This is a genomic window from Sphingobium sp. KKT206, from assembly GCF_055640555.1.
In genome coordinates this window covers 2478180-2496822 of sequence record NZ_CM145764.1, presented here as the reverse complement: position 1 = coordinate 2496822, position 18643 = coordinate 2478180, and the positions used below count along the sequence as shown (strand labels likewise).

The 18643-nt window shown below is 64.4% G+C and carries 18 protein-coding genes; 8 read left to right on the top strand and 10 right to left on the bottom strand.

Annotation, left to right across the window (positions count from 1 at the left end):
- Nucleotides 1-5: 5 nt before the first annotated feature.
- Genes trbF through ACZ2HM_RS11985 form a run of 4 tightly spaced genes read left to right on the top strand, consistent with a single transcriptional unit; the run spans nucleotide 6 to nucleotide 3134 of the window.
- Nucleotides 6-689 carry a conjugal transfer protein TrbF gene (trbF, locus tag ACZ2HM_RS12000; RefSeq protein WP_159640338.1) on the top strand — a complete coding sequence of 228 codons (684 nt, stop codon included), beginning with the start codon at nucleotides 6-8 and terminating at the stop codon, nucleotides 687-689.
- Complete coding sequence (gene trbG / locus ACZ2HM_RS11995; protein WP_159640341.1) at nucleotides 686-1702, top strand: P-type conjugative transfer protein TrbG; 1017 nt, start codon at nucleotides 686-688, stop codon at nucleotides 1700-1702. Before trbF ends, trbG begins: the two co-directional genes overlap by 4 nt.
- Nucleotides 1699-2916: a TraB/TrbI/VirB10 family type IV secretion system protein gene (locus ACZ2HM_RS11990; RefSeq protein ID WP_159640344.1), complete on the top strand. Its 1218-nt coding sequence runs from the start codon at nucleotides 1699-1701 to the stop codon at nucleotides 2914-2916. Before trbG ends, ACZ2HM_RS11990 begins: the two co-directional genes overlap by 4 nt.
- A complete protein-coding gene (locus ACZ2HM_RS11985) occupies nucleotides 2913-3134 on the top strand; it encodes a DUF2274 domain-containing protein (RefSeq protein ID WP_012049886.1) in 222 nt (73 codons plus the stop codon). Before ACZ2HM_RS11990 ends, ACZ2HM_RS11985 begins: the two co-directional genes overlap by 4 nt.
- A 17-nt stretch (nucleotides 3135-3151) precedes the next feature.
- Here ACZ2HM_RS11985 and ACZ2HM_RS11980 read toward each other — a convergent pair whose 3' ends face one another.
- The 7 genes from ACZ2HM_RS11980 to ACZ2HM_RS11950 all read right to left on the bottom strand — a co-directional run bounded on the left by ACZ2HM_RS11980 (nucleotide 3152) and on the right by ACZ2HM_RS11950 (nucleotide 13494).
- A complete protein-coding gene (locus tag ACZ2HM_RS11980) occupies nucleotides 3152-3451 on the bottom strand; it encodes a hypothetical protein (RefSeq protein WP_159640347.1) in 300 nt (99 codons plus the stop codon).
- A gap of 2 nt (nucleotides 3452-3453) precedes the next feature.
- Nucleotides 3454-4395, bottom strand: coding sequence for a LysR family transcriptional regulator (locus ACZ2HM_RS11975; RefSeq protein WP_159640350.1), 942 nt, complete (start codon nucleotides 4393-4395; stop codon nucleotides 3454-3456).
- Nucleotides 4392-5858 (bottom strand): efflux transporter outer membrane subunit, encoded by a 1467-nt coding sequence (locus ACZ2HM_RS11970; protein WP_159640353.1) that lies wholly within the window; start codon nucleotides 5856-5858, stop codon nucleotides 4392-4394. The genes ACZ2HM_RS11975 and ACZ2HM_RS11970 overlap by 4 nt, the downstream gene beginning before the upstream one ends.
- Complete coding sequence (locus ACZ2HM_RS11965) at nucleotides 5855-9031, bottom strand: efflux RND transporter permease subunit (RefSeq protein WP_159640356.1); 3177 nt, start codon at nucleotides 9029-9031, stop codon at nucleotides 5855-5857. Before ACZ2HM_RS11965 ends, ACZ2HM_RS11970 begins: the two co-directional genes overlap by 4 nt.
- Nucleotides 9028-10227 carry an efflux RND transporter periplasmic adaptor subunit gene (locus ACZ2HM_RS11960; protein WP_159647823.1) on the bottom strand — a complete coding sequence of 400 codons (1200 nt, stop codon included), beginning with the start codon at nucleotides 10225-10227 and terminating at the stop codon, nucleotides 9028-9030. The genes ACZ2HM_RS11965 and ACZ2HM_RS11960 overlap by 4 nt, the downstream gene beginning before the upstream one ends.
- 310 nt (nucleotides 10228-10537) lie before the next feature.
- Nucleotides 10538-10990, bottom strand: coding sequence for a Cu(I)-responsive transcriptional regulator (gene cueR / locus ACZ2HM_RS11955; RefSeq protein WP_159640359.1), 453 nt, complete (start codon nucleotides 10988-10990; stop codon nucleotides 10538-10540).
- Nucleotides 10987-13494, bottom strand: coding sequence for a heavy metal translocating P-type ATPase (locus tag ACZ2HM_RS11950; protein ID WP_159640362.1), 2508 nt, complete (start codon nucleotides 13492-13494; stop codon nucleotides 10987-10989). Before ACZ2HM_RS11950 ends, cueR begins: the two co-directional genes overlap by 4 nt.
- Before the next feature lie 236 nt (nucleotides 13495-13730).
- On the opposite strand from ACZ2HM_RS11950, the gene ACZ2HM_RS11945 reads away from it, so the two are divergent.
- Both ACZ2HM_RS11945 and copM read left to right on the top strand, forming a co-directional pair.
- Nucleotides 13731-13934: a heavy-metal-associated domain-containing protein gene (locus tag ACZ2HM_RS11945; RefSeq protein WP_159640365.1), complete on the top strand. Its 204-nt coding sequence runs from the start codon at nucleotides 13731-13733 to the stop codon at nucleotides 13932-13934.
- Between the two features lie 9 nt (nucleotides 13935-13943).
- On the top strand, nucleotides 13944-14348 hold the full coding sequence (gene copM / locus ACZ2HM_RS11940; RefSeq protein WP_159640368.1) for a CopM family metallochaperone: 405 nt from the start codon (nucleotides 13944-13946) through the stop codon (nucleotides 14346-14348).
- A gap of 139 nt (nucleotides 14349-14487) precedes the next feature.
- On the opposite strand, the gene ACZ2HM_RS11935 is transcribed toward copM, so the two are convergent.
- Entirely contained in the window at nucleotides 14488-14838 is a 351-nt protein-coding gene (locus ACZ2HM_RS11935; RefSeq protein WP_159640371.1) for an ArsR/SmtB family transcription factor, read from the bottom strand.
- Nucleotides 14839-14972: 134 nt separating this feature from the next.
- Here ACZ2HM_RS11935 and ACZ2HM_RS11930 point away from each other — a divergent pair, with 134 nt between their 5' ends.
- A complete protein-coding gene (locus tag ACZ2HM_RS11930; protein WP_196847016.1) occupies nucleotides 14973-15470 on the top strand; it encodes a DUF305 domain-containing protein in 498 nt (165 codons plus the stop codon).
- 7 nt (nucleotides 15471-15477) lie between these two features.
- Here the strand turns inward: ACZ2HM_RS11930 and ACZ2HM_RS11925 are convergent, their stop codons facing one another.
- The gene (locus ACZ2HM_RS11925; RefSeq protein WP_159640374.1) at nucleotides 15478-16503 is read right to left on the bottom strand and encodes a cation diffusion facilitator family transporter; all 1026 of its coding nucleotides are present in this window, start codon (nucleotides 16501-16503) and stop codon (nucleotides 15478-15480) included.
- Nucleotides 16504-16590: 87 nt separating this feature from the next.
- Between ACZ2HM_RS11925 and ACZ2HM_RS11920 the strand changes: the two genes are divergently transcribed.
- Nucleotides 16591-16893, top strand: a complete 303-nt coding sequence (locus ACZ2HM_RS11920) for a hypothetical protein (protein WP_348656880.1) — start codon at nucleotides 16591-16593, stop codon at nucleotides 16891-16893.
- A 99-nt stretch (nucleotides 16894-16992) separates the two neighbouring features.
- On the opposite strand, the gene ACZ2HM_RS11915 is transcribed toward ACZ2HM_RS11920, so the two are convergent.
- Nucleotides 16993-18558 (bottom strand): tyrosine-type recombinase/integrase, encoded by a 1566-nt coding sequence (locus ACZ2HM_RS11915; RefSeq protein ID WP_159640377.1) that lies wholly within the window; start codon nucleotides 18556-18558, stop codon nucleotides 16993-16995.
- Nucleotides 18559-18643 lie beyond the last annotated feature (85 nt).

Below are 18643 nucleotides of genomic sequence, written 5' to 3'. Positions count from 1 at the left end.
CTCCGATGTTCCGACGCCCCACCATCCGCTATGGCCAGACCGCCGAACCCGCCACACCCTATCAGCGCGCCGCGCAAGTCTGGGACGACCGCATCGGCTCCGCCCGCGTGCAGGCGAAGAACTGGCGCCTCGCCTTCTTCGGCGCGCTGGCGCTCTCGGGCGGTCTTTCCGCCGGCCTCGTCTGGCAGTCGGCGCGTGGGCATATCGTGCCCTGGGTGGTGCAGGTCGATCGGCTCGGCGAGGCCCAGGCCGTCGCCCCCGCCGAAGCCGGCTACCGCCCGACCGATCCACAGATCGCGTTCCATCTCGCCCGCTTCATCGAGCAGGTCAGGGCGATCCCGGCCGATCCGGTTATCGTCCGCCAGAACTGGCTGCGCGCCTACGACTTCACGACCGATCGGGGAGCGGTGGCGCTAAACGACTACGCCCGCGCCAACGACCCCTTCGCCAATGTCGGCCGGGTGCAGGTCGCGGTGGACGTGTCGAGCGTGATCCGGGCATCGCCCGACAGCTTCCGCGTCGCATGGACCGAGCGGCGCTATCAGGACGGTAGCCTCGCCGCCACCGAACGCTGGTCCGCGATCCTCACCATCGTCGTGCAGCCGCCGCGCACGCCCGACGCCCTGCGCAAGAACCCGCTCGGCGTCTTCGTCAACGCTTTGAATTGGTCAAGGGAGCTGTCGCAATGACGCACACGCCATTTCGCCGTTCCGCCTCGGCGGTCCTGCTTGTCTCCGCCACCGCGCTCGCCGGCTGCGCCACCACCTCGGCGAAGCCGCCCGCCATCGCCTACGACGATCCGCCGCGCGAGATCGCGGCGACGCCGGCTGCGGAACCGCCGCGCCCCGTCGAGGTGGTGACGATCCCCGAACCCCTGCCGCTCCCCGGCCAATTGAAGCCGGTCGCGGCCGGAGCGGCGACTTCCGAGCCCGCCGATCCGCGCCGCCGCGTCGGGGCCGCCAACGCCGCCGCCCGCGTGCAGCCGGTGCGTGACGGTTTCCTCAACGCCATCCAGCAATATCCCTGGACGGACGGCGCGCTCTATCAGGTCTATACCGCGCCCGGACAGGTAACGGACATCGCCTTGCAGGAAGGCGAGCAGCTCGTGGGGTCGGGGCCGGTCGCGGCCGGCGATACGGTCAGGTGGATCATTGGCGACACGGTGAGCGGCAGCGGCGCGACGGCGCGCGTGCATATCCTCGTGAAGCCGACGCGGCCCGACCTTTCCACGAACCTCATCATCAACACTTCCCGGCGCACCTATCATCTGGAGCTGCGCGCGACGGCTTCGACCTACATGGCGTCGGTCTCGTGGACCTATCCGCAGGACCAGCTCATCGCGCTGCGCGGCGCCAATGCCGAAGCCGCCGCCTCGGCCCCCGTCGCGACCGGCCTCGACCTCGCGGCGCTCAACTTCCGTTACCGGATCGAGGGCGACCGCGTGCCGTGGAAGCCCGTTCGCGCCTTCGACGATTCCGCCCAGGTGTTCATCGAGTTTCCGGCCGGGATCTCGCAGGGCGAGATGCCGCCCTTGTTCGCGACCGGCGCGGCCGGCGACGCCGAGCTGGTCAACTATCGTGTGCAGGGCCGCTACATGGTGGTGGACCGGCTGTTCGCCGCCGCTGAGCTGCGCCTGGGCGACCGGCGCAGCGAGCAGCGCGTCCGCATCGTGCGCGACGACGGACGCAGGGGGCGGCCGTGACCGATCCGGCCGACAATTCCCCGCCCGAGGCCGCCGCACCGCAAGCGCCGCGCCCCGATCCTCAAGCCTTCCAGCTTCGCGGCGACCCGCCGCGCGTCATGCGCCTGTCGCGCAAGGCTCTGGCCGCGATCGGCGTCGTCGCCAGCCTCGGGATCGGCGGCTCGCTGATCTATGCGCTGAAGCCGGCAGGCGAGAAGGAAGCAAAGGAACTCTACAGCACGGACAGCCGCGCCACCTCCGAGACCATCACGTCGGGACCGCGCGATTACAGTCAGGCGCCGAAACTCGGCCCGCCGCTTCCCGGTGATCTCGGCGGCCCGATCGTCTCGGCGCAACAGCGCGGGGAGAATGTCCCGGTCCCGCCGGTCGGCGCCCAGCCCGATCCGCGCGCCCAGGCCGAGGAAGCCGCCCGCCAGCGCATCAGCCAGGAGCGCGACGCGGCGCGCATGAGCGGCGTGTTTCTCGGCGGCGGTAGCGCCGGGGCCGCTGCCATGCCTTCGCTGCCGAACCTCGCAATCGCAACGCCCGACGCTGCCGCTCCGCAGCCAGCCGATTCCGCGCAGGGCGACCAGGCCGCCAAACGCGCCTTCATGGCGCAGGCGTCCAGCCAGCGCACGGTGAGCGTCGAGCGGCTTGTCGCGCCGGCTTCGCCCAACATCGTGCAGGCCGGCAGCATCATTCCGGCCGCGCTCATCACCGGCATCCGCTCCGACCTGCCCGGCCAGATCACCGCCCAGGTGACGGCGAACGTCTATGACAGCCCTACGGGCCGCATCCTGCTCATCCCGCAAGGGGCGCGGCTGATCGGCGAGTATGACAGCGAAATCGCCGCCGGCCAGACGCGCGTGCTGCTGGCATGGGATCGGCTCATCATGCCGGACGGCCGCTCGATCGTTCTCGAGCGCCAGCCCGGCGCCGATGCGGCCGGCTATGCCGGATTGCAGGATCGCGTGAACCAGCATTGGGGCAACCTGCTGAAAGCCGCCGCCGTCTCGACGCTGCTTGGCGTGGGGGCCGAGCTGGGCGCGGACAGCGAGGATGACCTGACTCGCGCCCTGCGCCGCGGATCGCAGGACACCATCAACCAGACCGGCCAGCAGATCGTGCGTCGGCAGCTCAACGTGCAGCCGACGCTCACCATCCGGCCGGGGCATCCGTTGCGCGTGGTTCTGACCCGCGACCTCGTATTGGAGCCGGTTGGAGGCGCACGATGAGCAAATTGAAGCTGGGGCCGCTTCCCGACGAGAAGCCGATAAAGGCCACGGTGGACATTCCCGCTGCGGTATATCGCGAGCTGACCGCCTATGCGGAGGCACACGCGGCCGAGACGGGCAGTTCGCCTGTGCCGCCCGAGAAACTGCTAGTGCCGATGGCCATTCAGCTCATGGCGACGGACAGGGGCTTTCGCCGGTGGCTCGCGCAGCGGAAGTGAGAGCGCGCCGCCTGCCGTCAGTTGCCCATGAACTTCTTGAACCGCTCGCGGCCTTCCGCCTCGATCACCGCTTGCTCGGCGTTGGCGCACTCGTCGCCGCGGGCCGTTCCTTCCGCGCATTGCGCCACGACCTGCCGGGCTTCATCGAGATGCGCCGCGAAATACTGCATCGCGCGCGGCTCGGCCGGCGTCGGCGCGGCGGCAGGCGGGTCGGCGACGATCGCCGCTTGGTCGACGGGCACGATCACCGGGCGCAGGACGAAGCCCGCGCCGAATCCGATGACCAGCACGATGATGAGTGTCTTACTCTGTGTCATGGCTATTTTTTCTCCGGTTGGTGATGTGATGGCTGGGGCGTGGGAATGGGTGGCAGCGAATAGCGAACGGCCACGAAATCGAGAAACCGGCGCAGGACCGCATTCTCGTTGTCAGCCCGCCAATACCCCGAAAAGCCTATCCGTATGTGGCTGCCAGTCTCATGGACCTCGCGAAACACGACGCCTGGAATCTGGATGCCGAGCGCGGATTCCGCGACGATCGAGATATGGCCGCCCAGCGCGATGGCGCTAAGCACCGTGTCGCGGCCGATGTCGTCCATTGCAATCTCGGGCGTGTAGCCCGGCATCCCAAGCTTCCCTAGCAGCATGTTACGGGTTTCGGGGCCGGGATCGCGCTCGGTGAGCAGGAAGCGTTCGCCGCTCAGGTCCGGCCAATGGATACGCTCGCGCGCGATAAGCTGATGGCCTTCCGGCATCGCCACCAACATGCGCTCACTCCACAAGGGGCGGCTCATCAACTCCCGATAGGGTGTCTCGCCGGTCATGATCGCGATGTCGAGCAGGCCGTTCTCGATCCCGGCCAGCAGCATATCCCGGTCGCGCTCGAAGCCGGACACTTTCACCTCGGGATAGCGTTCGCCGAACTCGCTCAGCGTCGCCCGCAAGTTGCCGGCAGAGAAGGACGTATAGAAGCCCACCGCCAGCTTGCCGGCATGGCCGTCGTTCGTGGCGCGAACCCAAGCGTTCAGCTCCTCGAACTCCCTGACGATGCGCTGCGCCGTCCGCAGATAGGTTGTGCCGTTCGGTGTCAGCGTGGCACCGCGCGTCTTGCGGTCGAACAGCGCCATACCCAGCCGCTTCTCGATTTCGAGGATATGCCTGCTAAGCGTTGCCTGCTTGATATTGATGCTGCGCGCCGCGCGGCTGAAGCTGCCAGCCTCGGCGGCCGCAATCAGGTAGCGAAGCTGGCGCAGCTCGATCACCGGGTTAACGGATCATCAGGCGGTGCCGCGAACTCCGTCCAGCCGCCGCCCAGCGCCTTGTAGAGATTGATGAGATTGCTAAGCCGCACCAGCTTGGAGCGGACCAGGGCTTGCTGCGATCCGTAGAGCGTGCGCTGGGCTTCGAGCAGGGCGAGATTGTCGTCCTCTCCTGCTTTGAACCGCTGTTCCGCGAGCGCATAGGCGTTACGGCTCGCATCGACCCGCTGCGTTTCCGACCGGATTTGAGCGTCCAGAGTGCCTTTGCCAGCGAGGCCATCGGCCACTTCGCGGAATGCGGACTGGATTGCCCTTTCATAGTTGGCGATCTCGATCCGCTTCTGCACTTCCGCACGGTCGAGATTGGCCCTGAGCGCGCCGCCGCCAAAGATGGGAAGCGGCAGGGTGATGCGCGGCATGAAGCTCCACGCGCCCGACCCCGACGAGAACAGATCGTCGAGGCTGGCGCTCGCTGTTCCCGCCGAGCCGGTTAGGCTGATCGTCGGGAAGAATGCCGCGCGGGCCGCGCCGATATTGGCGTTCGCGCCGCGCAGCGTATGTTCGGCCGCGCGAATGTCGGGACGGCGCGTGAGAAGGTCCGAGGGCAAGCCAGCGGGCAGATCGGCGGGCATGATCCCGTCGGGCAACGTGTCAGCCGCATCAAGCCGGGTGGTCAGCTCCGGCGACAACGGCTCACCCAGCAGCAGAACCAGCGCATTGCGGTCCTGTGCGGCAAGACGAGTAAAGGTCGCGCGATCCGATTCCGCCGTGCGGAGCGCCACCTCGGCGCGTTCGAGATCGAGCCGGGCAAGATTGCCCACTTCGGCAAGCTGCTTCGTCAGCGCATAGCTGCGTTCCTGGGTGGCAAGCGTTTCGTTGGCGAGGCGGAGCAGTTCCTGATCGGCGCGCAAGGTCAGATAAGCGTTGGCGACTTCCGCAACGAGACTCATCTGCGAAGCCTGCCGGGTGGCATCCAGCGACAGATAGGACTCCAGCGCCTGATCGCTCAGGCTGCGGACGCGGCCCCACAGGTCCAGCTCCCAGGCCGAAGCCATCGCCCCCACCTGATAGCTGCGGCGGTTATAGAACAGGTCGGATGGCAAGCGCTGGGCTGTCCCTTCCGCCCCGACGGCGATGGTCGGCAGCAGTTCGGATCGCTGGATGCGGTATTGCGCGCGCGCCGCTTCCACGTTCAGGGCCGTCACGCGAAGGTCGCGGTTATTCGTCAGCGCCTTTTCGACCAGCTCGTGCAACAGCGGATCGTCGTAGAAGTCGCGCCACCCGATGTCCGCTCCCGCGCTCGCCTCGGAAGGCTGCACGCCCTCATACGCCGCGCCGGTCGGGAAGGATGGGCTCACCGGCGCTTCCGGGCGCACATATTTCGGCGCCATGGAGCAACCGGCGAGCGCCGCCGAGCCGAGCAGAAGGATGAGCTTGCCACTCAGGGCATTCAGTCGAGCGTTCATGCGTTTTGCTCCGAAAGCGGGGCCGATGGCTGACGTGCCTCGCGGCGGACCGCAAAGCGCCGCACAGCGACGTAGAAGACGGGCGTGAGGATCAGGCCGAACAGCGTAACCCCGAGCATCCCGGCGAACACGGCGATGCCCATGGCGTGACGCATTTCCGCGCCCGCGCCGCTCGCGATCACCAGCGGAATGACGCCGGCGATGAAGGCGATCGACGTCATCAGGATCGGCCGCAATCGCAGCTTCGCCGCTTCCAAAACCGCCGGTAGCGGCTCCATGCCTTCCTGTTCCTTCGCGCGGGCGAACTCCACGATCAGGATGGCGTTCTTGGCGGCCAAGCCGACCAGCACGACGAACGCGATCTGTGTGAAGATGTTGTTGTCGCCGCCTGAAATCCACACGCCGCCGATGGCGGAGAGCAGCGCCATCGGAGCGATCAGCAGCACGGCGAACGGCAGCGACCAGCTATTATATTGCGCCGCCAGGATCAGGAAGGCGAGCAGCACCGACAGCGGGAAGACGATAAGCGCCGTGTTGCCTGCGGCCTTCTCCTGATAGGTGAGATCGGTCCATTCATAGGTCATGCCGGGAGGCAGCGTTTCTTGGACGATGCGTTCGATTGCCGCCGTCGCCTGACCCGACGAATAGCCCGGCGCAGGGCCGCCGCTGATGTCGGCCGACGGATAGCCATTATAGTGCATGACGCGATCCGGCCCCGTGCTGCGCGTGATCGTCACCAGCGACGACAGCGGGATCATCTCGCCCGTCGCGTTGCGGACCTGGAGCTGACCGATATTTTCGGCCTGCTGGCGGAACGGCGCGTCGGCCTGGACCATCACCCGGTAAGTGCGGCCAAAGCGGTTAAAGTCGTTCACATAGAGCGAGCCGAGATTGACCTGCATCGTCTCGAAGATCGCGGTCAACGGCACGCCTTGCGCCTTCGCCTTCACCCGATCGACATCGATCTGGACCTGGGGCGCGTTGGGCTGGAAGCTCGCCAGCATCCCGGCCAGCTCAGGCGTCTGCATGGCGCGCGCCATGATCTGCCCTTGCGCCTGCGCGAGCGCGTTGAAGCCAAGTCCCGCGCGATCCTCGATTTGCAGCTTGAAGCCGCCCATTGCGCCAAGGCCCGGCACAGGCGGCGGCGGGAATACACCCACGAAGCCGTCGGGAATCTGGCTGAACTTGCCCATCAGCCTGCCGGCGATGGCGTGGGCCGAGAGGTCCGCGCCTTTCCGATCCTCAAAACTGTCGAGCATGATGAACATGACCGCCGAATTGGGCAGGTTGGCCGCGCCGTTCACGTCGAGGCCGGGAAAGGCGACGACGCTTTCGACGCCCGGCTCCGCAAGCGCGGTTTCTGACATTTGCTGCACCACTGCTTCCGTGCGGTCGAGCGAGGCTCCGGCAGGAAGTTGGGCGATGCTGAGCAGATAATATTTGTCCTGCATCGGCACGAAGCCTGCGGGGACTTGGTGGAAGCCCAGCCAGGTCAGCCCCAGGAAGCCGGCATAGAGCAGCCCAACGATTCCACTCGCCCGCACCGCACGGCGCACCGTCCCCACATAGCGGTCGGACAGCTTGTCGAAGAAGCGATTGAACCGCGCGAAGACGCCCCCGAATACACGGTCGATGAAGCGGGTAAGCCGATCGCGCGGCGTGTCGCCGTGATGCGGTTTCAGCAGCATACCGGCCAGCGCGGGGGAGAGCGTCAGCGAATTGATGGCCGACAGGATGGTTGAAATCGCGATCGTCAGCGCGAACTGGCGATAGAACTCACCCTGCAATCCTGACAGAAATGCCGAGGGGATGAATACCGCCGCCAGCACCGAGGTAATCGCAAGGATCGGCCCCGTCACCTCGTCCATCGCCTTTCGGGCCGCCTCCTTGGGAGACTGACCCAAAGCGATGTGTCGCTCGACATTCTCGACCACCACGATCGCGTCATCGACGACGATGCCGATGGAAAGCACCAGTCCGAACAGCGACAGCGTGTTCAGCGAGAAGCCGAACAGATACATGATGGCGAATGTGCCGACGAGCGACACCGGCACGGCGACCAGCGGAATGATGGACGCGCGCCAGCTCTGGAGGAAGATGACCACGACGAGAACGACGAGCAGCGTCGCTTCAAGCAGCGTCACCGCCACCGATTTGAGCGAGGCGCGCACGAAGATCGTGGGATCGTAGGCGATCTCATAGCCGATGCCTTCCGGGAAATCGGCCTTGAGGCGTTCCATCGTGGCCCGCACCGCACTCGACGTGTCGAGCGCATTGGCGCCGGGACTCATGAGGATTTGCATGCCGACGGCGGGCTTGCCGTTCAACATGCTGCGCAGAGTATAATTGTCCGCGCCCATCTGGATGCGGGCGACGTCGCGCAGGCGGGTGATTTGCCCATCTTCGCCGCTCTTGACCACAATATCGCCGAACTGCTCCTCGGTGGTCAGCCTGCCCAGCGCATTGACGGACACCTGATAGGCGGCCTGCGCATTGGGTTGCTGGCCGATCGAACCGGCGGCGACCTGAATATTCTGCTCGCGGATCGCGGCGACGACGTCGCTGGCGGTCAGGCCGCGCGCCGCCACCTTGGTAGGATCGAGCCACGCGCGCATCGCATACTCGCCTTCACCGCCGATGATGACGTTGGCGACGCCTGGAAGGCGCGCCAGTTCATCCTTCACACGCAGCGAGGCATAGTTGGACACGTAGAGCGGATCGTAACGATCGCTGGTGGCGCGCATATGCATGACCATCAGGATGTCGGGCGAGGTCTTGTCCGTCACAACGCCTATGCGCTGCACCTCCTCCGGCAGTCGGGGCAGCGCGCGCGAGACGCGGTTCTGCACCTGAATTTGCGCGACATCGGGATCGGTTCCCTGCTTGAAGGAAATCGAGATCGTCATGCGCCCGTCGGTCGCAGACTGCGAACTCATGTAGAGCATGTTCTCGACGCCGTTGATCGCCTGTTCGAGCGGCGCGGCGACGGTTTCGGCTATGACCTCCGGGCTGGCTCCCGGATAGGCGGCCGTGACCTGCACCGTTGGAGGCGTGACCGAGGGATACTCGCTCAAGGGAAGCTGAAACAGGGTGATGCCCCCGGCGATCAGCATGAGCACCGATAGCACGACCGCGAAGATCGGGCGGTCGACGAAGAAGCGTGGAAATGTCATTGACCCGCCTCCGCAGAAGTAGCCTCAGCGGCGGGACGGTTGCCCGCACCCGAAGCCTCGCCCTGGACCATCGGCCCCCTGCGCGGCGTGACCTGCATCCCAGGACGCACAAGACCCTTGATGATGATGCTGTCGCCCGGCCTCAGTCCCGATTTGACGACGCGAAGGCCATCAACCACCGGACCGAGTTCGATCGGCCGATACTCGGCCTTGTTGCCCTGGCCGACGACCAGCACATAATTCCTGCCCTGGTCGCTTCCGACAGCCTGATCGTTGATGAGGATGGCCTGTTGGGGTGCGCCGAGCGTGAGCCTCACGCGAGCGAACAGACCCGGCGCGAGGTCCCCACCGGGGTTGGCGATGATGGCGCGGGCACGGATGGTCCCTGCGCTGCGATCAATGCCATTGCCCAGGAAGTCGAGCGTGGCGCTGTGCGGATAGCCCTGCTCGGTCATCAGACCGATTTCGACCGGAAGGGGCGCGGTCGAACCGCCACGTCGGGCCTGCTCGACAAAATTGAGATAGGTCGCCTCGTCGATGTCGAACAGGACATGGAGCGGGTTGACCGATTTGATGGTGGTGAGCGGTGTCGCGCTGGCGCCTGCGCCCACGACGTTGCCCGCCGTGACAAGCACGCGATCGACCCGGCCGTTGATCGGCGCCGTAACCTGGGTGAAGGAAAGGTCGAGACGCGCGGCGGCGACGGCCGCGTTGCCGACCTGAACCTGTGCGCGGGCGGCGTTCCGCTGCGCCACGGCGTCGTCATAGGCTTTGCGCGAGATCGCGCCGGTCGAGACGAGCTGTTCCGAGCGGCTGAAATTGCTTTCCGCGAGTGCGGCCGAGGCTTGCGCCTGGCGAAGCTGCGCCTGCGCCTGATCGAGCACGACCTGGAAGGGGCGCGGATCAATGCGGAACAGAAGCTGCCCCTTCCTGACGATCGCACCTTCAGGGACGTGGACGGAGACGATCGCGCCGCTGACGCGAGGCCGCAACTCGACGCTTTGGGGCGCGGCCAATGAACCGTTGAACTCGGCCGAGGGCGCAAGCTCGCGCACCACGACTTGCGCCACCGGCACTTGCGGCGCGGCGGCAGCCGCCTGCGCGCCCTGATCGCTGCCCGATTCGCTACAGGCCGAAGTAAGGCCACCTATAGCCAAGGCCACGGAGGCCAGGAGAAGTGCGCTTTTTGCTCGCATGATTTTGCCCTTCAACGGTGCCGCGCCCTGCTCATCTGTTCCGCGGCGTCTGATTGATTCTTGTGCGGTTTGCGGTTTCCAACGTTGGCAAGGTCAAGGCTTTTATGTCACCCAGATTCATATGAAGATGTGTTCATATGTAATATGTCAACGATTGGCGGAGGATCGAGAGATTCGCACCCGCATGGCGCGTCGATCCGAACCGCAAGCCAGTGGCTTGCAGCCGGATCAGCCGCCTCAAGTGTGCGGCGGTCGCCGTTCTAGTGGGGACGGCGTCGCATCACGAAGCGGCGCCGAATAGCCAGTTCATTCAGGGGCGATGTCGGAGGCGCCCTGTTCCAGCCGTAGCCGGGCTCGGCACTTCCTGCTCCCCGCTGGGTTCTTCCAGATCGGCAAGGATCGGGCAGTCAGGTCGATCATCGCCCGCGCAGCAGTCGACCAGCGTGCTGAGCGTCGCGGCCATCTGTTCCAGATTTTCGATCCGCTCCTGAAGCTGAGCGATATGCGCCTGGGCGATCCGCTTCACGTCGGCGCTCTGGCGGGACGTGTCCCGCCAGAGGCTCAGAAGGTCGTTGATCTCCGCGACCGAGAAACCGAGATCGCGCGCCCGCCGGATGAACCGCAGCATGTGGACATCCGACGGCGAATAATCGCGGTAGCCGGAGTCCTTGCGATCGGCTTTCGGAATGAGGCCGGTCTGCTCGTAATAGCGGATCATCTTGGCGGAGACGCCCGATGCCTTGGATGCTTGCCCGATATTCATGATGCTGCTCCTGCCTCAATCGTGCCTGACCGAAAACCGCGCAGGCGCAGCGAGTTGCCCAAGACAAAGATACTCGACATCGCCATAGCACCCGCCGCGAAGACCGGCGACAACAGGATGCCCAGGCTCGGATAGAGGACACCCGCCGCGACTGGGATCAGCGCCGTGTTGTATGCGAACGCCCAGAACAGGTTCTGGCGAATATTGCCGATCGTCGCGCGCGAGAGCGCAATGGCCGTCGCCACGCCGTTCAGATGGCCGGACATGAGCACGACGTCCGCCGCCTCGATCGCGATGTCCGTGCCGGTGCCGACCGCAAGGCCGACATCGGCCGCCGCCAAGGCGGGCGCGTCGTTGATGCCGTCGCCAACGAAGGCGACACGGCCATGATCCGCCTTGAGCCGGGCGATCGCGTCCACCTTGCCTTCAGGCAGGACTTCGGCCACCACTTCATCAATGCCGAGCTGGCGGGCGATGGCCTGCGCCGTCATGCGGTTGTCGCCAGTCAGCATCGCGACCTTGAGGCCAAGCGCGTGTAATGCGGCGATCGCGGCCGGGGTGGTTTCCTTGATCGGGTCGGCCACGGCGATGATTGCGGCGAGCTTGCCGTCGATCGCGGCGTAGAGCGGCGACTTGCCTTCCTGGCCCAGCCGCGCGGCCGTGTCGGCGAAGGCGGCGACGTCCAGCCCCAGTTCGCGCATGAAACGATCGGCGCCGATCTGGACCAACTCGCCGCCCGCCACGGCCTTTACCCCGAAGCCGGTGATCGATTCAAAGTCGCCAATCGCGGGCAGCGCGATGTCTTCCGCCTTCGCGGCGTCGACAATGGCGCGGGCAATCGGATGCTCCGACTTGTTCTCGACGGCGGCAACCAGACCCAGCACCGCCGCCCGGTCGAAGCCGTCCGTCACCTGAAGGTCGGTGAGCGCGGGGCGTCCCTCGGTCAGCGTGCCGGTCTTGTCGACCGCGACGACCCTGGCATCCTTCAGAAGCTGGAGGGCTTCACCCTTGCGGAACAATATGCCCAGCTCCGCGCCGCGCCCTGTGCCGACCATGATCGCGGTCGGCGTCGCGAGGCCCATCGCGCAGGGGCAGGCGATGATGAGGACCGCCACGGCATTGACCAGCGCGAAGGTCAGCGCGGGCGACGGGCCGAACCACAGCCACGCCGCGAACGTCAGCGCCGCCACGGCGAACACGGCGGGAACGAACCACATCGTCACCTTGTCGACCAGCGCCTGGATCGGCAACTTCGACCCCTGCGCCTGTTCGACCATACGAATGATCTGCGCGAGCATCGTCGCGCCGCCGACAGCGGTGGCGCGGAAGGCCAGCGCGCCTTGCTGGTTGACCGTGCCGCCGACCAGCGTGGCGCCCGCGACCTTGGCGACCGGGATCGGCTCGCCGGTAATCATCGACTCATCGACATAGCTCTCGCCTTCGATCACTTCCCCGTCGACGGGGATGCGTTCGCCGGGGCGCGCTTCGATGATGTCGCCGGTGACGACTTCGTTGATGGAAACCTCCACCACGGAGCCATCGCGGCGAACGCGGGCGGTTTTGGCCTGCAATCCCACGAGCCGCTTGATCGCTTCGGACGTGCGGCCCTTGGCGCGGGCTTCCAGATAGCGGCCGAGCAGGATCAGCGCGACGATGACGGCCGCCGCCTCATAATAGACGTTCACCGTGCCTGCGGGCAGCAGGCCGGGCGCGAAGGTCGCGACCAGCGAATAGGCATAGGCGGCCAGCGTGCCGACCGACACCAGCGAGTTCATGTCGGGTGCCAGCCGCGCCAGCGCGGGCAGACCCTTCTCGTAGAAACGGATGCCGGGGAAGGCGAGGACCAGCGTCGTGAGGACGAACTGGATATACCAGCTTGTCTGGATGCCGATCGTGCGGTCGATCAGTGCATGGGCGCCGGGAATGACATGGCTGCCCATTTCGAGCAGGAACACCGGCAGCGCCAGTGCTGCGGCCATGAAGAAATCCTGCTTGAGATCGCGGCGCTCAGCATCCTTGCGTTCGGCCGTTTCTTCATCACCGGCGACGCTCGTTTCGATCGGGCGCGCGGTGTAGCCCGCGCCCGCGATTGCCGCGATCAGCGCCTGCACATCGGCCGTGCCGCGCACGCTCGCACGCTCGGTCGCCAGATTGACGGTCGCCTCAGTGACGCCGGGGACGGCTTTGAGCGCCCGTTCCACCCGCCCGACGCAGGAGGCGCAGGTCATCCCCTCCACCGCCAGCTCGATGCCGGTGGCAGATGGCACATTATAGCCGGCGTCTTCGACGGCCTTCACCAGCGCCTTCCGGTCAACGGAGTTGCTGGCCTGAATGTCGGCGCGCTCGGTCGTCAGATTGACGCTGACGGACTGCACGCCCTCGACCTTGCTCAGCGATCGTTCGATGCGCGCGACGCAAGAGGCGCAGGTCATGCCTTCAATGGGCAGGCTGATCGCCGAATCGGCGCGATCCGCCAAGTTTCCCTGGATTTCCGCGGCTCTCATTGCTCGATACTCCACACTTTTCGATTGAATTTGCATCAAGATGCAGGTTCCAATCGTGGGAAGGTCAAGGCAAAATATATGCCGGCCAAATATGGCCAGCCTGCATCTGAAAACGCATGGGTGAATGCGGGAGCCGCATTTTCCCTTTCCGACAGCAATCGCGAAAACGGCCTTGACCTTCCAACGATGGGAAAGGTTAGCTTGTGATTCGTCGTTAGGAAAAATGGAGATTTTCAATGCAATTCCACGTCGAAAACATGAGCTGCGGTTCGTGCGTCAAGCACATCACGCAAGCGATCGCCGCGATCGACCCCAATGCAAAGGTCGACGTGAATATCGCGGACAAGAAAGTCACGGTCGATAGCGTCGCCAGCGCGCAGGACATCGAAGCGGCGCTCGCTGAAGACGGTTATCCCGCGCGCGTTATTGAACAGGTATAGGAGACAGGCATGAACAAGCTGACGCCTATCTTCATCGCGGGCGCGCTGTTGGCCGTCGGCGTTCTCGCATACACGCAATCCGGCATCGGCCCGCAAACGACCAGCGTTGCGACGACACAAAGCGGACATGGCGGACACGCCAGCCCGGAACGCTCGGCCAATCCGGTCATTCGCGATTACCAGATTGCCAATGACAAGATGCACGCCGACATGGGAATCGAGTTTACCGGCGACGCCGACGTCGATTTCATGCGCGGCATGATCCCGCACCACCAGGGCGCGATTGATATGGCGAGTGTCGTTCTCCAGCATGGGAAAGACCCGGAGGTTCGCAAGCTGGCCCAGGACGTCATCACCGCCCAGGAAGGCGAGATCGCGATGATGCAGAAATGGCTGGCCGATCGGGGCAAGTGATTGTCCCGATATAGCTGGCCGATCGATCCTCGCGCGCCAGCGCCACCAAGAACAGCCCCCTGATGTCATGCACGACATCGGGGCTTTTTTGTTCTGACAGAGGAAACGGTCGAGCCGAATGCGGCGCGGCCAGCGGCGATCAATCGTCGCCGTGGTCCTCTCCAATATGGCTCGCCATGTCGATGAGCATGGTGCTCACATGGGCATCGGCCACTTCATAGAATATCTGCTTGGCTTGCCGCTCGCTACGGACCAGGCGCGCGCCGCGCAGGAGGCGCAGATGATGGCTCACCAGCGTTTGAGACAGATCGAGGCTTTTGGCGATGTCCCCCACCGATCGCGGACTTTTCAGGCAATAGAGCAAGATACGCAGGCGGGAGGGGTCACCCAGCAAGCGGAACGTTTCGGCCAGGATCGTAACACCGTGGCTCGATAATCCCAACGAATGCTCGGGATTACCATGATCGTCAGAGGTAGTGGGGTCGGACATTGGAACACTCATACATGAAGATATGACGATGTGTAGATATATGGTCTTTTCTATCGCCACTCGGCGTCGAGGGCCGCCCCATTAAGCGCCTTCCCGAAGGGAACCGAACGGCCGCACAGAGGATTGCATAGGCGATGTCACAGGCTGACCAATCCTATGGCGGCGGGCATGACAAAGAGACTGCCCACGGCCGCCCCTATTTGATGTTCTGGATCAACATGATCCTTGGCCTTGCGGTCATGTATGCGGTCATGTTCACCATGATCGACGGCTGGCATGACTTCAGGAACAATCTGAACATGCTCTACATGGCGGTGACGATGTGGGCGCCGATGGGCATCTTCATGCTCGCCACCATGCCCGGCATGTTTCCCGACAGGAAAATGAATATCGCGCTCTACGTCCTGTTCGCCGTGCTGACCGCCGGGTCTTTTTGGGCGACCCGCGCGCAGGCGGCGATTGATGACCGTCAGTTCATCGCCTCGATGATCCCGCATCATTCGGGAGCCATCCTTATGTGCCGGGAGGCAAGGCTCAGCGATCCCGAACTGACCAATCTGTGCAACGCGATCCGCAAGGCGCAGCGCGAAGAAATCCAGCAGATGCAGAGCATCGCGGATCGGTTGCGCTGACGGCCTGTCAGTGGGAGCAAGCCTTTCCTGACGCGCCGTGACTGTGGCCGAAATGATCGTGGTCATGGTCATGCCCATTGTCCCGCTTGTTGCCGGGAGCCAGGCTGCACGTTTCGCCTTCCTCGTTCCAGTCGACCGCCACGGTCGCGTGTTCGATCTCGAAATGGTTCTCCAGCTCGCGCTCGACGGCGCGCACAACGACGCGGGCCTCGGCGTCGCTTGTGGGGCGGACGTGCATCGTTGCCAGCGTGCGGCCTGACGTGATCGACCACACATGGATATGACCGACCGCAGCGACGCCCGGCACATGCTCCAGAAGATGACGCTCGATCTTCTCCGGCGCCGCGCCGTCGGGCGCACCTTCGAGCAGGATGTGAAGCGACTTGGCCGCCAACTTCCACGCGCTACGCAGGACCAGTAGGGAGACGACGACCGAGAGGATGGGGTCGATCGGCGTCCAGCCCGTCAGATAGATCACGATCGCCGCGCCCACGGCCCCGACCGAACCGAGCAAGTCGCCCATGACGTGCAGCGCCGCGCCCTTGATGTTGACATGCTCGCTGTCGCCGCGCGTCAGAATCCAGAAGACGAGGATATTGACCAGCAGCCCCGCGACCGCGACGCCGAACATCGGCCCGGCAAGGATCGGCTGCGGCTCCTGAAAGCGTTCCCAGGCTTCATAGACGATCCAGCCCACGATCGCGAACAGGGTGACGGCGTTGACGAAACCGGCGACCACCTCGAAGCGCAGATAGCCGAAGGTGCGCTTGGAATCGGCCGCGCGCTGACCGAAGCGGAAGGCCGCATAGGCGAGTGCCAGCGCCGCTGCGTCGGTCATCATATGCCCGGCATCTGCCAGCAGAGCGAGTGAGCCCGAGATCAGGCCGCCCACGACCTCGACCACCATGAAGGTGAAGATCAGGCCGAACGACAGCAGCACCTTGCGCTCATTATCGCTGGTGATGGTCGGCGTGTGCGAATGATCGTGGTCGTGATCGTGGCCGTGACCATGATCGGCGTGCGAATGGGCCATTATAGAGCTTTCATACTATACTGAATGAACATATGAATATGTGTTCATATGATAGATGTCAATATATTATGCAATGGGCCAGCGTGGATGCAGTTCGTCGATCACGAAAGCGTGGCGTGCGCGACCGCCCGGATGCCCTTCGAGAAGATGGGGATGATCGCGTGGCAGATCGTCATGCGTGTGCGCCAGCACCTCAACATCTGCCGCCGGCCAAATCCAGAAGGCGATCACTGTGCCGATCAGCGCCAGCGCGGCGGCTGCCCCGAAAGCTGTCCCCATGCCTTCAATTGCGCCGGCCTGTCCGGCGAGTGGATAGGCGATGAGCCAGCACACATGACTGAGCGCGAATTGCGCGGCGAACAAGGCGGGGCGATCTTCCTCCGCCGATGATCGACGCAGCAGCCGTCCGCCCGGCGCTGTTCGAATAGGCGATGCCCAGCGCCAGCCAGCCCACGAGGATGACGCCCCAATAGCCGGACGAAGCAGGCTCTATGCGGCGGCGCGATGCGAAGCTAACGCATCGACCAGCGCCCGGCCAACAGAGCTGATCGTCCACCATGCCAGCAAATCGCTGGGGCCAATATCAGCGATGGCGAAGCCCCGCCTGGCAAGCATAGCGAGGGCCGGATCGTTGGCCGAAGCCAGAAATCCCTTGTCCTCAGCGGACAACGCGGCAAGCTCGACCAACGCTTCCCATTCGGCATCAGGGAGTAAGCCATTGCTGGCTGGGGCCGCTTCCTTGATTGGTATGGGCTCGGCTGCCTTGCGACGCTTGCGGGGCGCAGGCTTGGTTTCACCGGCCAGTGCCGAGGCGATACGACGGCCTACGCGATTGGCGGCCTTCACCGATGGATCATGCTGAACATGGGCATAGATCATCGTGGAACGTAGATTTGCATGGCCGAGGATTGCGCCGGTCAGCGCCAGCGCCTCGCCGTGCGAGGTGGCTGTGGCACCCACCGTATGACGCAGCGTATGCGGGGTGACGCCGGGCAGTTCGGCCTTCTTCACGATCTTCGGCCAGATGTTCTTGGTGCCTTGGAAATAGCTGTTGCCCTCATCGGCGGGAAACACATAGTCTGTGTCGTCCACTTTCTCGACGCTTTTGAGCAAGGTCGCCGCGGCGAGGCAGAGCGGACGGATCGACTTGCCGGTCTTGCTGTCGTCGAGGACGAGCAGACCATTATCCAGATCGACCTCATCCCATTTCAGCTCCGCTATTTCATTGCGGCGGCAGCCGGTCAGCACCCACAACCGGGTGATGTTGAGCGCCTTGCTGTTGACGCCCTCCGCTTCCAATGCGTCACAGGCCGCGCCCAAGCGTGCGACTTCCTCAAGCGTAAGGAAGCGTGTGCGCTTGTTGTCGGACTTGTTCACCACGGCCTTCTCGCAGGGGTTGGCTGCGACGATCTCGTGCCGCTTGGCGAAGCTGAATACGGCCGACAGATCGCGGAACACCTTGCGCGCCGCACCAGCGCCACCCTTGACGATGATCCGCGTGCGCGGCCCCGTCTTCTCATTCTTCGCCGTCTTGCCAGCTTCGACATCGCGGAAGAACCGCTCGATGTCGGCCGCGCCGATCTCCGTCACGCGCTTCCGGCCGAGCAGCGGCACGACATGATGGCGCAGCCGGGCGATGGTGTATTTCTTGGTCAACGACTTCATCGGCTGACCCTGGCGCTTGCCGCGCTGGATGAAGCAACCCTCGGCTTCATACAGGTCGATCAGCGCACTAATCCGCATTTCCTTACGCTTGGCATTACGCTCCGAAACGGGGTCTTTGCCCATCAGCGCGGAAGCCACGATCTCCTTCGCGCGCTTACGCGCCAGCTCGACGGTAAGCGGGCCGAATTGCCCAATCGTGAAGAAGCGTTGCGGCGCACTCCGGCCGCCGCCTTCGGCGAGATACTTGACCACAAAGGTTTTGACCCCGCTCACTCCGATGCGAATACCAAAGCCCTTGGTATCGCTATCCCACAGCACATAACGCTTTGCGCCTGGCTCAGCGGCGTCCACCACCGTTTTTGTGAGCTTTATTTCAGACTGCTTTGCCATTTTTCTGTGTCTTTCTGCGGGCCTTTGCCATTTATCAGGCTACAACCGGGCTACAACGCCAAAGTGGAAAAGCGGGCTTCCTCTC

Coding starts and splice junctions, on each gene's coding strand:
- trbF (WP_159640338.1), top strand. CDS start 6: ATGTTCCGACGCCCCACCATCCGCTATGGCCAGACCGCCGAACCCGCC.
- trbG (WP_159640341.1), top strand. CDS start 686: ATGACGCACACGCCATTTCGCCGTTCCGCCTCGGCGGTCCTGCTTGTC.
- ACZ2HM_RS11985 (WP_012049886.1), top strand. CDS start 2,913: ATGAGCAAATTGAAGCTGGGGCCGCTTCCCGACGAGAAGCCGATAAAG.
- ACZ2HM_RS11980 (WP_159640347.1), bottom strand. CDS start 3,451: ATGACACAGAGTAAGACACTCATCATCGTGCTGGTCATCGGATTCGGC.
- ACZ2HM_RS11970 (WP_159640353.1), bottom strand. CDS start 5,858: ATGAACGCTCGACTGAATGCCCTGAGTGGCAAGCTCATCCTTCTGCTC.
- ACZ2HM_RS11965 (WP_159640356.1), bottom strand. CDS start 9,031: ATGACATTTCCACGCTTCTTCGTCGACCGCCCGATCTTCGCGGTCGTG.
- ACZ2HM_RS11960 (WP_159647823.1), bottom strand. CDS start 10,227: ATGCGAGCAAAAAGCGCACTTCTCCTGGCCTCCGTGGCCTTGGCTATA.
- cueR (WP_159640359.1), bottom strand. CDS start 10,990: ATGAATATCGGGCAAGCATCCAAGGCATCGGGCGTCTCCGCCAAGATG.
- ACZ2HM_RS11950 (WP_159640362.1), bottom strand. CDS start 13,494: ATGAGAGCCGCGGAAATCCAGGGAAACTTGGCGGATCGCGCCGATTCG.
- ACZ2HM_RS11945 (WP_159640365.1), top strand. CDS start 13,731: ATGCAATTCCACGTCGAAAACATGAGCTGCGGTTCGTGCGTCAAGCAC.
- copM (WP_159640368.1), top strand. CDS start 13,944: ATGAACAAGCTGACGCCTATCTTCATCGCGGGCGCGCTGTTGGCCGTC.
- ACZ2HM_RS11935 (WP_159640371.1), bottom strand. CDS start 14,838: ATGTCCGACCCCACTACCTCTGACGATCATGGTAATCCCGAGCATTCG.
- ACZ2HM_RS11930 (WP_196847016.1), top strand. CDS start 14,973: ATGTCACAGGCTGACCAATCCTATGGCGGCGGGCATGACAAAGAGACT.
- ACZ2HM_RS11925 (WP_159640374.1), bottom strand. CDS start 16,503: ATGGCCCATTCGCACGCCGATCATGGTCACGGCCACGATCACGACCAC.
- ACZ2HM_RS11920 (WP_348656880.1), top strand. CDS start 16,591: ATGCAGTTCGTCGATCACGAAAGCGTGGCGTGCGCGACCGCCCGGATG.
- ACZ2HM_RS11915 (WP_159640377.1), bottom strand. CDS start 18,558: ATGGCAAAGCAGTCTGAAATAAAGCTCACAAAAACGGTGGTGGACGCC.